This is a genomic window from Aurantimonas aggregata (assembly GCF_010500835.1).
Taxonomy (GTDB): Bacteria; Pseudomonadota; Alphaproteobacteria; order Rhizobiales; family Rhizobiaceae; genus Aurantimonas; species Aurantimonas aggregata.
Genome location: NZ_JAAAMJ010000022.1, coordinates 23,215 through 35,664 on the forward strand (window position 1 = coordinate 23,215; position 12,450 = coordinate 35,664).

11 protein-coding genes are annotated in these 12,450 nt (G+C 66.5%); 6 read left to right on the plus strand and 5 right to left on the minus strand.

All coding sequences use genetic code 11. The features are described 5' to 3' along the window. The first annotated feature begins 72 nt into the window (after positions 1-72). From GTW51_RS19675 to GTW51_RS19685, 3 genes are all read left to right on the plus strand, one after another. Positions 73-567 (plus strand): hypothetical protein, encoded by a 495-nt coding sequence (locus tag GTW51_RS19675; RefSeq protein ID WP_163045759.1) that lies wholly within the window; start codon positions 73-75, stop codon positions 565-567. Between the two features lie 629 nt (positions 568-1,196). Next, positions 1,197-2,234 carry a sodium:calcium antiporter gene (locus GTW51_RS19680; RefSeq protein WP_163045760.1) on the plus strand — a complete coding sequence of 346 codons (1,038 nt, stop codon included), beginning with the start codon at positions 1,197-1,199 and terminating at the stop codon, positions 2,232-2,234. Between the two features lie 220 nt (positions 2,235-2,454). Further along, a complete protein-coding gene (locus GTW51_RS19685; RefSeq protein WP_163045761.1) occupies positions 2,455-3,102 on the plus strand; it encodes a DUF998 domain-containing protein in 648 nt (215 codons plus the stop codon). A 60-nt stretch (positions 3,103-3,162) separates the two neighbouring features. Here GTW51_RS19685 and GTW51_RS19690 read toward each other — a convergent pair whose 3' ends face one another. The 4 genes from GTW51_RS19690 to GTW51_RS19705 all read right to left on the minus strand — a co-directional run bounded on the left by GTW51_RS19690 (position 3,163) and on the right by GTW51_RS19705 (position 7,049). Then, the gene (locus GTW51_RS19690; RefSeq protein WP_163045762.1) at positions 3,163-3,888 is read right to left on the minus strand and encodes a GntR family transcriptional regulator; all 726 of its coding nucleotides are present in this window, start codon (positions 3,886-3,888) and stop codon (positions 3,163-3,165) included. A 96-nt stretch (positions 3,889-3,984) separates the two neighbouring features. Further along, positions 3,985-5,532 carry a tripartite tricarboxylate transporter permease gene (locus GTW51_RS19695; protein WP_163045763.1) on the minus strand — a complete coding sequence of 516 codons (1,548 nt, stop codon included), beginning with the start codon at positions 5,530-5,532 and terminating at the stop codon, positions 3,985-3,987. Positions 5,533-5,543: 11 nt separating this feature from the next. Further along, positions 5,544-5,999: a tripartite tricarboxylate transporter TctB family protein gene (locus GTW51_RS19700; protein ID WP_163045764.1), complete on the minus strand. Its 456-nt coding sequence runs from the start codon at positions 5,997-5,999 to the stop codon at positions 5,544-5,546. A 69-nt stretch (positions 6,000-6,068) separates the two neighbouring features. After that, positions 6,069-7,049, minus strand: coding sequence for a tripartite tricarboxylate transporter substrate binding protein (locus GTW51_RS19705; RefSeq protein ID WP_163045765.1), 981 nt, complete (start codon positions 7,047-7,049; stop codon positions 6,069-6,071). A gap of 142 nt (positions 7,050-7,191) precedes the next feature. On the opposite strand from GTW51_RS19705, the gene GTW51_RS19710 reads away from it, so the two are divergent. The 3 genes from GTW51_RS19710 to GTW51_RS19720 are packed head-to-tail and all read left to right on the plus strand — an operon-like array spanning position 7,192 to position 10,817. Next, a complete protein-coding gene (locus GTW51_RS19710; protein ID WP_163045766.1) occupies positions 7,192-8,922 on the plus strand; it encodes an IlvD/Edd family dehydratase in 1,731 nt (576 codons plus the stop codon). Between the two features lie 48 nt (positions 8,923-8,970). After that, positions 8,971-10,398 carry an NAD-dependent succinate-semialdehyde dehydrogenase gene (locus GTW51_RS19715; RefSeq protein WP_203566195.1) on the plus strand — a complete coding sequence of 476 codons (1,428 nt, stop codon included), beginning with the start codon at positions 8,971-8,973 and terminating at the stop codon, positions 10,396-10,398. Then, positions 10,398-10,817, plus strand: coding sequence for a cupin domain-containing protein (locus GTW51_RS19720; protein WP_163045767.1), 420 nt, complete (start codon positions 10,398-10,400; stop codon positions 10,815-10,817). The genes GTW51_RS19715 and GTW51_RS19720 overlap by 1 nt, the downstream gene beginning before the upstream one ends. 670 nt (positions 10,818-11,487) lie before the next feature. Here the strand turns inward: GTW51_RS19720 and GTW51_RS19725 are convergent. Beyond that, positions 11,488-12,432: a LysR family transcriptional regulator gene (locus tag GTW51_RS19725; RefSeq protein ID WP_163045768.1), complete on the minus strand. Its 945-nt coding sequence runs from the start codon at positions 12,430-12,432 to the stop codon at positions 11,488-11,490. Positions 12,433-12,450: the final 18 nt, after the last annotated feature.

Consider the following 12,450-nt stretch of genomic DNA (forward strand, 5'->3'; position numbering starts at 1 on the left):
GCCTTCCGTTCGGCTATCTGCCGGCGGCGCGGTGAACCTCTGGCCCTGCTGATTCTAGCGAGAATAATGTCGATGCAGCCTCTGAAGCTTTCTGTTCTCTTCGTGTTGGGGACAACCTCTTGGACCAGCGCGAACGCCGTCGAGTGCGAAGCCGTGATCTCAGAGCTACGACGCGCTCCCCTACCTGATTTTATCGTAAAGCCTATGGAACATGCCCCTGTAGGATATTGGGACATCGAGGGTATTGATGATATCCAGGCTGGGATAGCGTGCTCACAAGACGGTATGTTTTCAAACATCGGCGTCAGTGTTGTCGAAGGGCAGCAATTTTCATACGAGTACCTCGAAAACATGATGCGGGCAGTGATGGCTGCGGTTGTCCCTGGAATCAGCGATCCTGAAGCACTCTTCGCTAAGTTAAACAGAATTTCTGCGGAAGACGCTGCCAGAAGAGAAAAAGAAAGCGGCGCGTTCTATGGAGCTGCATACGAGACGATTGGCGGCTACACCTTGGAAATAAACTACTCCAACATGGGCGGCAGACGCTTTGGCGTAGGACTGGACTGAGCAGTACCGCCGTCAAAATTGCCGGACAAAAGTAGCCGCTTCGAAATTTGCCGCCGAGGCCCGCTTGGATCTTCAAGCTCCTGCCGTCTCGTAGATCGCACGATCATGAGGCTGGGGCCCCAGGAGACCGCGTCACATTAGTTGTTCCTTAAGCGGGAGCGATCATGGCGACGTTTACCTCGCTACACCACCAACCCGCTCCATCGGCCGGCGGCGCTCCGCTTGGCGCTCTGCCCAGCTGAAGTCCTGATTGTCGGGGTCGTTTGCGGGGATGGCATCTGCGGCGCGCCATGATCCGATGCCGTCCTGCGGCTCGAATGATGCGTTTGATGCACTCTCCCCGATCTTGCCAACAGCCATACCCGAAACAGCGGCCGAGCCGCTGGCGCAGTTCCATAACAGGCGCCGAGCGCCGGGACTCCCTGCAACCCGGCCCTTCCCGAAGCAACGCGGAAGCATGACCATGGGTTATGCGGCGGCGCGCCCTAGATCCGGCTTCCCGACGCTGCGGCTGCGGATCCTGCCGCGCAGCGGCGCCGGTGCGCGAGGCGCGCGCCGTCTTGAAATCGATGCCGGCGCGTTGCTACCCAGCATGCACGCCCGGCTCACGAACCGGCAAGGCGAGGCGCATGTGGGGCGATCTTTCGACGACGGTTCTTATCGTAGCGTTTCTGGCGGCCGGCGGGGTCATCTTCTTCTCGGGGCTGCGGATGGCTGGCCTCGCGGACAAGATTGCGGACCGGACCGGGCTCGGAGAGGCGATCATCGGCGCCGTCCTGCTGGGCGCCGCGACCTCGCTCAGCGGCATCATCGTGTCGGTCACGGCGGCCCTCGACGGGCGCGCCTCGCTGGCCTTCGCCAACAGCGTCGGCGGCATCGCGGCCCAGACGGTGTTCCTGGCGGTGGCCGACATGTTCTATCGCAAGGTCAATCTGGAACATGCCGCGGCGGATCTCGGCAACGTGTTCCAGGGCATCGTCCTGATGGTGTTGCTGACGTTGCCCTTCGTGGCGCTGACGACGCCCGAATACACGATCTGGGCGGTGCATCCGGTGTCCTTCGCCATCCCGCTGGTCTATGCGGCCGGGCTGGTTGCCGGCCGGCGGGTGCACGAAGCGCCGATGTGGACGCCCGTCGAGACCAACGCCACAAAGACCGACCAGCCGGAGGAAGAGGACGCCGAGAGCAAGGCCGAGAGCACGCTTCGCCTCTTCCTGACCTTCGGTCTCCTGATGCTGCTGATGGGTGTCGCGGGCTACGTCATCGCCAAGACGGCGTCGGAGCTCGCCGACCGGGTGCAGATCTCCGACACGCTGGTCGGCGCCCTCGGAACCGCCTACGTCACCTCGATGCCGGAACTGGTGACGACCGTCGCCGCCGTCAGGAAGGGCGCGCTGCAGTTGGCGGTCGGCGGCATCATCGGCGGCAATACGTTCGACACGCTGTTCCTCACCGCTTCCGACGTCGCCTATCGCGATGGGTCGCTCTATCACGCGGTCGGCGACCAGGACTATTTCTGGATCGTCTCGGCCCTGCTGATGACGGGACTCCTGATCGGCGGCCTGATCCTGCGCCAGCGCCAAGGGCCCGGACGGATCGGGACCGAGAGCCTCCTCCTCCTGCTCATCTACGCCGGGGCCGTGGCGCTCCAGGTCGTCGTCGGGTGACGACGCTGGCCGACGGCTGGAGAACAAGCACCGGCGCCAGGCGACATCGCCGGTTCGCCTGCCGGACCCTGCCATCGGCACGGCTGTCATCACTATCCGATATCTGCGGCAGACACCGTCGTCTCGACCAATGCGCCTGACCGGTTTCGTTCCAGCGTGATGGTGCGCCGAAGCCGTGACCGAGAATTCTCCGCTTCGGCGGCCTAGAGAGAGTAAGTGAATGAACCACTCGAACGGCGACCACGTCATCACGGAGCGCCCCTATTTCCTGAAGACGCTCGCCGCGATCGGGCTCCTCGGATGTGCGGTGCTGGTCATCGGCATGTTCATCGCGCAGGCGATGGTCCCGGATTATCACTGGGTCTCGGACACGATCAGCGACCTCGCCGCCGGCGAATGGGAGATCGTCATGGACGTTTCCCTCTACGGCTTCGCCGCCGGCCTCTTCGCGGTTTCCCTCGCGGCGGCGCATGCGCATCTGGGCGGGGCAGGCTGGTCCATCGGCGTCTTCTCGCTCGCCATTCTCGCGGCACTCGTCGTCATCATCGGATCACGCAACGAATATGGCGACGGCGACGATGACGGCGTGGTGATCCACATCTACCTCGTCTATGGGATCGGCGCGCTCTTCACGCTGGCGCCGCTCTGCATGGCGAGCGCCATCGGCGAGCGGAGCGCCGTGACGCGACGCATCCTGATCGGGCTGATGGTGGCATGGGTGGTCCTCTGCCCGGTCTTCCTCTTGTCGCCGACCAGCATCGACGGCCTGCTGGAGCGGGTGCTGGGCCTGATCGCCTGCGCGATCGTCGTCACGCTCTGCGTCTTCTTCTTCCAGCGAGGGCAGGATGCCCGCGATCTCGACGACTGATACCTGGCGCCGTCGCCGCCGATGCGGCTAGCCTGCCGGGCCGGCAGGGACCCGACCGCCTCAACCCTCCTCGTCGCCGGCGAAGCGGGAACGGTAGGTCTTGACGTAGTAGTTCTTGGCCGGGGCGAGATGGTTGCGGCAGAGCTCGACGAGGGCGGCGCGGTCGCCGCCGCGGACGGCGGCGACCATCTTGGCATGGTCCTCGGCCGCCCACAGGAGGTAGGGCTTGTCGTTCAGGAAGATGTGCCGGTAGGCATGCGACTTCTGGGCGAAATTGGCGATCGCCTCGATCAGCGCCTCGTTGCCGCAATGGGCGAAGAGCTTGCGGTGGAAGTCGATATTGTCGCGGAAGACCCGGCGCTGGTCGCCCGACAGGATCGCTTCGTGGTGGGACTTCTGGATCGCGTCGAGCTCGGCGATGGCGGCCTCGGGCAGCGGCAGCGGGATGAGCGAGGCGGCATGCGCCTCGATCAGTTCGCGCACGCTGTTGATGTCCTCGACTTCCTTGGCGTCGTAAAGCCGGACGACGGCGCCGCGGTTGCGGTAGCGCTCGACGAGGCCGAGCCGCTCGAGTTCGGCGATCGCATGGCGCACCAGATGGCGCTTGGCGCCGAAGCGGAGGGCAATTTCCTCCTCGACCAGCCGCTCGCGCGGGTGCAGGCGGCCGAAGACGATGTCCTCCTCCAGCCGGGTGACGATCTCGGCGGAGATGTCCTCGCCGCTGCGTCGCTTGCCGCCGGGCCGTGCCGGGTCGTCGCGGGTGTCCTTGGCCAGATGGGACATCATCAGGTCTTCCTTCGCACGCCGCTCCGAGATTTGCTCCACCCATAACCTCTTAGCGGGCCCAGCGGCTAGGGATCCATCCGCCGAGCTTTTCCAGACTTACTCGCGGCTTCCCGCGACGTCGCCGCCGGCGGGCTCGGCGCCCTTGACCGGCTTGGTACGGAACCGCCGGGCCAGCGAGCCGAAGAGCGGCGTCGCCTGCAGGATCGAAAGCAGCGCGAAGGCCAGCAGCGTCGCCGAGATCGGGTTCTCGATGAACACCGTCCACTGGCCGCCGCCGATCAGCAGCGACTGCTGCAGCGTCGTGTCGAGGATCGGGCCGAGGATGAGGCCGATGACCAGCGGCGGCGTCGGGATGCGGAAACTGTCGAAGGCAAGGCCCAGCATGCCGAAGGCGATCATCAGCCCGATATCGAAGACCGCGTTGTTGATCGCATAGGCACCGATCACCGACAGCACCACGATGACCGGGCCAACGACGCGGTTCGGGATCTTGGTGACGGCGACGCAGGCCCGGGTGAACAGCAGGCCGACGAGGAACAGCGCGACATTGGCAAACAGCACCGCCCAGAGCAGCGTGTAGGTGACGTCGCCATAATCCGTCATCAGCGACGGGCCCGGCAGGATGCCGTGCACCATCAGGCCGCCGAGCAGCACGGCCGTCGAGGCCGAGCCGGGAATACCGAGCGCGATGGTCGGGATCAGGGCGCCGCCGACGACGGCGTTGTTCGCCGCTTCCGGCGCGACGATGCCGGCGGGGTAGCCGGTGCCGAACTCGGCCTTGTTGCGCGAGAACCGCTTGGCCTCGTTATAGGCGAACCAGGAGGCGGTATCGCCGCCGGTGCCGGGGATCAGGCCGACGAAGACGCCGATGACCGAGGAGCGCAGGCTGTTCGGCAGCATCTTCAGGAACTCCGGTCCCGTCGGCAGCATCCGGTCGGTGACGTTGGAGACCCGGGCGTTCTTGTTGGTGTTGCCCTGCATGATCAGGCGCACCGCCTGCGGGATCGAGAACAGGCCGATCAGCGCGACCGTGAAGTCGATGCCGCCGAAGAGCTCGAGGAAGCCGAAGGAGAAGCGTGGCGTGCCGGTGGTGAGGTCCATGCCGACCATGCCGAGCAGCAGGCCGATGGCACCGGACATCAGGCCGAGAATGGTCGAGCCCTGCGACAGCGAGCCGATGATGGTGATGCCGAGGACGGCGATGGCGAAGATCTCCACCGGGCCGAAATTGAGGACGAGGCGCCCGAGCAGCGGCGCCACCGTCAGCAGCACGATCGCCGAGATGACGCCGCCGATCAGCGAGGCGGTGAGCGACAGGCCGAGCGCCTTGCCGGCCTGGCCCTTCTGCGCCATCGGATAGCCGTCGAGGACGGTGGCGGCAGCGGCCGGCGTGCCGGGCGTGCGCAAGAGGATGGCGGCGATCGAGCCGCCGTACATCGCCGCCAGATAGAGCGAGGCGAGCAGCGCCAGGCCGGTCTCCGGCCGGAAGGAATAGGTCAGCGGCAACAGCAGCGCGATCGCCATCGTCGCCGACAGGCCGGGCATCGCGCCGACGAACATGCCGACCGTGACGCCGATCAGGATGGCCGCGAGATTGGCCGGTTCGACGACGTTGGCGAGACCGATCCAGAAGAAGGATTCCATCGCGAGGTTCCTCAGAAGGCCGGATAAAGGGGGATCGACAGGTTCAGGAACCAGACGAAGATGCCGAAGATGACGGCGGTGACCGCCACGATGGTCGACACCGCCGTCACCAGTCCGATCGGACGCAGCACGGCCAGGGGAATCGCCAGGAAGAGCGGGGTCGCGATGAGATAGCCGATGCGGGTGATGCTGAAGGCGTACAGGATGATCAGCGCCAGGAAGCTCGCCCCGATGACCAGGCTGCGCCAGTCGGTCGGGGTGTCCGAGCCGGGCCCGGCTTCGGCCAGAGCGGTTTTCGGGCGCAGCCGCGACCAGACGACCTGGGCGATCGCGGCCGCGGCGAGCAGGATGATCACGACGCTGAGGAGGTCGGGCAGCCGCGCGGCGGTGGCGGGATAGGCCGCGGCCTCGCTCCTGAAAAATAAGGCAAGCGCAATGGCGGCGAGGGCGACGACGATCTGACCCATCTCGGGATTCCTGGATGCTGACGGAAGGAGGAAGCGGCGCGCCCGAAGACGCGCCGCCGGTGCGTCGCCTTACTGGGCGGCCTGCACGTCGTCCTTGATCTCCGCCCAGAGAGCCTGGAACTCGCCCTCCTGCTTCTTCAGGAAGGCGGCATACTCGTCACCCGGGATGAAATCGACCATCAGCCCCTGCTTGTCGGCGGCGGCCTGGAAGTCGGGATTCTCCATCACCTTCGCGAGGGCGTCGATGATCTGCTGGCGGGATTCCTCGGGGAAATCGCCCGGGCCGCTGTAGCCGCGCGAGGAACCGGCGACGAGATCGTAGCCGAGTTCCGTGGCGGTCGGCACGTCCGGCAGGCTTTCGAGGCGCTCCGCCGAGAAGACCGCGAGGGGGCGCAAATTGCCTTCCTGGATCTGCGAGTAGGTGACGCCGACATTGGTGAAGCTGGCGTCGATCTTGCCGCCCATGGCGGCCGTCCAGGACGGGCCGTCACCCTGGAACGGGACCTTCTGGAGCTGGACGCCGGACTCCCGCTCGAACTGCAGCGAGGTGAAGTAGTCGTCGCCGCCGACACCGGAATTGCCGACGGTCACGGTGCTCGGGCTTTCCTTGGCCGCGTTGACGAAGTCCTCGAACGTCTGGAACGGCGAGTCGGCCGCGACGACGGCGATGCCCGGATCGGTGACGATGTTGGCGATCGGGGTGATCTCGTCGATCGTGTAGGTGATCGACGGGTTCATGATGTAGTTGGTCTGCAGCATCGGCGTGTTGGTGATGCTGACCGTCGAGCCGTCCTTCGGGGACTGCTTGGCAAGGCGCGTCCAAGCGATCGCGCCGGTGGCGCCGGGAATGTACTGGTTGATGAAGTTGACGCCGAGCTCCTCGGCGAGGAACGGGTGGACGAGCTGGGCGAGGGCGTCCGAGCCACCGCCGGCCTTGAAGCCCTGCAGGACGTTGATGTCGCTGGCGGCGGTATATTTTCCGTCCTGCGCAAGGGCAGGGGAAACGAACGCCGTCGTGGCGGCAAGAGCCGCGGCGAGTACCAATTTCATAGTGAACCTCCCAGTTCTGTCATGCGCTTCTCGGCGCGAGCGGCACCATAGGCAGTCGGTTTCGTCGTTGTCAAACAGATTGTTGACAATCTTGACGGCGGTATGGTTGGTGGCGCGCAAGGATAGTGCCGGGGAGAATCGAATGACGGACCGTGACGGACGCGGACTGAAGAAGGGGCTGACGAGCTATGGCGATGCCGGCTTCTCGCTGTTCCTGCGCAAGGCCTTCATCAAGGGCATGGGCTATTCCGACGACGCGCTGGAGCGGCCGATCGTCGGAATCGTCGACACGGCCAGCGGCTACAATGCCTGCCACGCCAATGTTCCCGACCTCATCGAGGCGGTGAAGCGCGGCGTCATGCTGGCCGGCGCGCTGCCGGTGCCGTTCCCGACCATCTCGATCCACGAATCATTCTCGCATCCGACCTCGATGTTCCTGCGCAACCTGATGGCGATGGACACCGAGGAGATGATCCGGGCGCAGCCGATGGACGCCGTCGTGCTGATCGGCGGCTGCGACAAGACCGTGCCCGCCCAGCTGATGGGCGCGGCGAGCGCCAACGTGCCGGCGATCCAGCTGGTCACGGGGCCGATGCTGACCGGCCGCCACCGCAGCGAGCGCGTCGGCGCCTGCACCGACTGCCGGCGCTTCTGGGCGCGGCACCGGGCCGGCGAGGTCGACGCCACCGAGATCGCCGAGGTCAACGACCGGCTGGTGCCGGGCGCCGGCACCTGCGGCGTCATGGGCACGGCCTCGACGATGGCACTGACCGTCGAGGCGCTCGGCATGATGGCGCCGGGCGGTGCCACTGCGCCCGCCGTCTCCGCCGACCGCCGCCGCATCGCCGAGACCACCGGCCAGATCGCCGCGCAGCTCGCCACGCAACCGCTGCTGCCTTCGGCGATCATGACCGAGAAGGCCTTCGAGAACGCCCTGACCGTGCTGCTGGCCACCGGCGGGTCGACCAACGGCATCGTGCATCTGGCGGCGATCGCCGGACGGTGCGGCCTGTCGCTCGACCTCGACGCCTTCGACCGGATCGGCCGCAAGGTGCCGGTGCTGGTCGACCTGAAGCCCTCGGGGCAGAACTACATGGAGGATCTCCACGCGGCGGGCGGCCTCGTCTCGATCCTGCGCGAGCTGAAGCCGCATCTCCACCTCGACTGCCTGACCGTCACCGGCCGCACGCTGGGCGAGGAGATGGACGCCGCCCCCGCCGGCTGGCAGCAGGACATCGTCGCGCCCTTCGATGCACCGGTCTATCCGGAAGGCGGCATGGCGGTCGTGCGCGGCAATCTCGCGCCCGGCGGCGCCATCGTGAAGCAGTCGGCGGCGACGCCCTCGCTGCTGACGCATCGCGGCCGCGCGGTGGTCTTCACCTCGATCGCCGACATGGCCGAGCGGGTGGACGCTCCGGATCTCGATGTCGGTCCGGACGACGTGCTCGTGCTGCAGAATGCCGGGCCGATCGGCGCGCCGGGCATGCCGGAAGCCGGCTACATGCCGATCCCGCGCAAGATCGCCGCGACCGGCGTCAAGGACATGGTGCGGATCTCCGACGCCCGGATGAGCGGCACGGCCTCCGGAACGATCGTCCTGCACGTCACGCCGGAATCGGCGGCCGGCGGGCCGCTGGCGCTGGTGCGCACCGGCGACATGATCGAGCTCGACGTGCCGGGGCGGCGCCTGCATCTCGACGTTTCCGACGCCGAACTCGCCGAGCGCCGGCTCAGCTTCAAGGCGCCCGTGCACGAGGGCTCGGACCGCGGCTACAAGAAGCTGTTCCTCGACACGGTCCTTCAGGCCGACGAGGGATGCGACTTCGACTTCCTGGTCCCTGAAAAGACCGGCCGCGTCCCGAAGGACCGCTGAGCAGCGTCATCCGACATCCGACGAACGTGGCGCCCGCGGGCGCCACCCATGCGAGGGCCGATCGTGATCCTGTCCGTTGATCCGACCACCGGCGCCGAACTGGCGCGCTACGACGAGCATTCGAGCCAGGCCGTCGAGGCGGCGCTGGCGGCCGCCGCCGATGCCCAGGCCAGATGGCGCGGCGTCCTCATTGCCGAGCGGGTGCAATTGCTGACGCGCATGGCGAAAGCCCTTCGTGCCGGCCGCGACCGCTACGCCGCGATGATCACCGCCGAGATGGGCAAGCCGATCGCCGAGGCCGAGGCCGAGATCGAGAAATGCGCCACCACCTGCGAGTTCTATGTCGAGGCGGCGCCGCGCTTCCTGGCCGACGAGCGCGTTGAGACCAACGCCGCCGAGAGCCTGATCCTCTATGATCCGATCGGCGTCGTCCTGGCGATCATGCCGTGGAACTACCCGTTCTGGCAGGTCATCCGCTTCCTCGCGCCGGCCTTGGCGGCCGGCAACGGCGCCATCCTCAAGCACGCCAACAACGTTCCTCAATGCGCGCTGGCGATCGAGGCGCTGATGCGGGAGGCGGGCTGCCCGGAGGGCCTGTTCGCGACGCTGCTGGTCGGCTCCGACAAGGTCGCCGGCCTTATCGCGGACGACCGGATCGCCGCCGTCACCCTAACCGGCTCGACGGAAGTCGGCGCCATCGTCGCGGCGCAGGCCGGAACGGCGCTGAAGAAGCAGGTGCTGGAGCTCGGCGGCTCCGACCCGTTCATCGTGCTGGCCGATGCCGACATCGAGGAAGCCGCAAGGGTCGCCGTCAAGGCGCGCTACACCAATGCCGGGCAGTCCTGCGTCAACGCCAAGCGCTTCATCGTCGAGGACAGCGTCGCCGACCGCTTCGTCGAGGCCTTCGTGGAACATGTGAAGGCGCTGAAGCTCGGCGATCCGATGCAGCGCGACACCGATATCGGGCCGATGGCGCGCGGCAATCTTCGCGACAGCCTGCATGCGCAGGTCGAGCGGACGCTTTCGGCCGGCGGGACGCTGAAGACCGGCGGCAGGAAGGTCGAGGGGCCGGGCTACTGGTACGAGCCGACCGTCATCGACAACGTGACGCCCGACCAGGCAGCGTTCTGCGAGGAGACCTTCGGCCCGGTCGCCGCCATCGTGCGGGTCAGGGACGCCGAGGCAGCGATCCGCCTCGCCAACCAGACGGAGTTCGGCCTCGGCGCCGCGCTCTGGACGGCAGACATCGGGGCGGCGCGGGGCTTCGCGCGCCGGATCGAGGCGGGGGCGGTGTTCGTCAACGGCATGACCGCGTCGGATCCGCGCCTGCCCTTCGGCGGCATCAAGCGCTCGGGCTACGGGCGCGAGCTTGGCGCCCACGGCATTCGCGAATTCACCAATATCAAGACGCTCTGGATTGGCCCCGCCAAGGCGGCGCAGGCGCCGCTCACCGAAACCGAGAGAAAGGCCTCCTGATGACCAGCTCGAAACCCGGCATCTTCCGCCCCGACCAGATCACCCCCCGCGAGCGCGGCGGCGGCGCGAAAACGACCCCGCTGGTCAACCGCGCCAGCGGCACGACCAGCTTCATCAACGGCATCACCGAGTTCGCGCCCGGCGCGGCGATCCCCGTGCACAGCCACAATTGCGAGGAGAGCGTCATGCTCCTCGAGGGCAACGCCATCGCCGAGATCGACGGCGAGCGGCATGTGCTGAAGCCGCTCGACACGACCTTCATCCCGGTCAACCTGCCGCACCGCTTCATCAACGCCTCCGACACCGAGCCGATGAAGATCCTGTGGATCTACGCCAATGTCGACGCGACCCGGACGATCGTCGCGACGGGCGACACGCGCAGCATCGACGACGAGCACGCCGCGCCGCCGGCCGGCTGAGACGCGCCAGGCGCGAACCCCGCGTTTATGCGCCGCCAGCGGCTGACGGCGCGACACGCGCTCTGACGTCCCGGGTTCCGCTCTGCCCGGTTATCGACCTGCGCCTATTCTGCGGGCCGGCGAAGGGGCGATGTCGGCCGCGACCGGATCGGGTGCGGGCATCGGCGCGTCCAGCCGGAGGGGCGCGACGGGAGCACCGTGAGCGTCGGGCAGGGGAGCCGGACCAGCCCGAGATACGTCCGGCAACTCTTTGTGGCCAGATCGGTGATCCACTGCCGCGATGGCGTCCGGCGGTTGGCTCAGTCAACGATTTTCCGGTGACTGCACGGCGGAATCACCTCGGTGCGGATCGCGACCGGTAGATCTCACGGCGACCGCGGAGCCGGCGGCCCGGAACGGTCGTTCGAGCCTTCCCGGCAACGCAACGATCGCCGATCCGCCGCGGGGCCAGCCTGTCGCCTAGGCACCGGCGCAGCAACTTGCGCCGACGTCAGCATTCCGGACTGTGCGATAGGTCGAATGGTGCCCAGGGACGGAGTCCTTAGTAACCGCTATCCGATTGAAAACAAAAAGTAATATCTTCCATCATCAATTCGATACGTCACCGTTACGTCTCCTGGCAGCGTGCTTAGGGCAAAGCTCACTCTTTCTCACCCTGTCTCATGCGGTCTCAATCTACCGCGTTGAGCAGCCTCGGGGCGACCATCCCCGGAATGTAGGCATCGGAGATGTGGGCCTGGCAGTGGGAGCTGAACGCGGCGACGAGCTTCGTCTTGCGGAGCGACCTCAACGTTGCCACTCCGATCGTCATCGGTCGGTGGTCTCCCTCGAGGCGCACCCGCACGAGCCGCCGCCCGTCCAACGCGAAATCGGAGCGCGGCGTGACGTTGAATATCGAGAAGCCGTACCCGTTTGCCACCATCGTGCGGACCACCTCCTGGTGGGCGGAGCGCGCTGCGATAGCCGGCTCGAGCCCCTGCTTCAGGAAAAGCGCAAGGAAGTATTCCCGGCTGATGGGCAGATCGAGCAGGATCATCGGGTTTTCCGCCAGTTCCGTCAGCGTCACGGATGACAGGCACGCCAAGGGGTGGCTCTCGCTTACCAGCACATGCGGCGGCAGCTCGACCAGCGGCGTGAACTCAATGTCGTCCGGGACGTGAAGGTCGTAGCAGAGGGCAAGATCCAGCTCGGAGTGCCGGATGCCGCGGAAGAGTTCCTCGTGGTCGCCCTCCATATGCCGCATCGTGACCGCCGGAAACGCCGAGGTGAAGGAGTAGGTCAGCTCCGGCACGAGCATCGGCGCGAGCGTCAGCATGCAGCCTAGCGACAGCGAACCGCGGACTTGGTCGGTAGTCTCGGATGCCAGCAGGTAGAGACCTTCGGCTTGAGCGATCAAGCTTTTGGCCTCCCGCAGAAGCTCGCGTCCCACCGGCGTAAGCGACAGCCCCTGGGCGTGATGCCGGACGAAAAGCTGGACGCTGAGTTCCTGCTCCAGATGGGAGATGGCCGTCGAGATGGATGGCTGGGAAATGTGGATCCGCTCGGAGGCGAGCGTGATGCTGCCGGCTTCGCCGGCAGCGATGAAATATTCAAGTTGGCGCAGCGTATAGCGCATCGAGACCTCGGGCACGGG

What these genes read in the sequence shown, in the direction of transcription:
- GTW51_RS19675 (WP_163045759.1), top strand. Translation starts at nt 73, where the DNA reads ATGCAGCCTCTGAAGCTTTCTGTTCTCTTCGTGTTGGGGACAACCTCT.
- GTW51_RS19680 (WP_163045760.1), top strand. Translation starts at nt 1,197, where the DNA reads ATGTGGGGCGATCTTTCGACGACGGTTCTTATCGTAGCGTTTCTGGCG.
- GTW51_RS19685 (WP_163045761.1), top strand. Translation starts at nt 2,455, where the DNA reads ATGAACCACTCGAACGGCGACCACGTCATCACGGAGCGCCCCTATTTC.
- GTW51_RS19690 (WP_163045762.1), bottom strand. Translation starts at nt 3,888, where the DNA reads ATGATGTCCCATCTGGCCAAGGACACCCGCGACGACCCGGCACGGCCC.
- GTW51_RS19695 (WP_163045763.1), bottom strand. Translation starts at nt 5,532, where the DNA reads ATGGAATCCTTCTTCTGGATCGGTCTCGCCAACGTCGTCGAACCGGCC.
- GTW51_RS19700 (WP_163045764.1), bottom strand. Translation starts at nt 5,999, where the DNA reads ATGGGTCAGATCGTCGTCGCCCTCGCCGCCATTGCGCTTGCCTTATTT.
- GTW51_RS19705 (WP_163045765.1), bottom strand. Translation starts at nt 7,049, where the DNA reads ATGAAATTGGTACTCGCCGCGGCTCTTGCCGCCACGACGGCGTTCGTT.
- GTW51_RS19710 (WP_163045766.1), top strand. Translation starts at nt 7,192, where the DNA reads ATGACGGACCGTGACGGACGCGGACTGAAGAAGGGGCTGACGAGCTAT.
- GTW51_RS19715 (WP_203566195.1), top strand. Translation starts at nt 8,971, where the DNA reads ATGCGAGGGCCGATCGTGATCCTGTCCGTTGATCCGACCACCGGCGCC.
- GTW51_RS19720 (WP_163045767.1), top strand. Translation starts at nt 10,398, where the DNA reads ATGACCAGCTCGAAACCCGGCATCTTCCGCCCCGACCAGATCACCCCC.
- GTW51_RS19725 (WP_163045768.1), bottom strand. Translation starts at nt 12,432, where the DNA reads ATGCGCTATACGCTGCGCCAACTTGAATATTTCATCGCTGCCGGCGAA.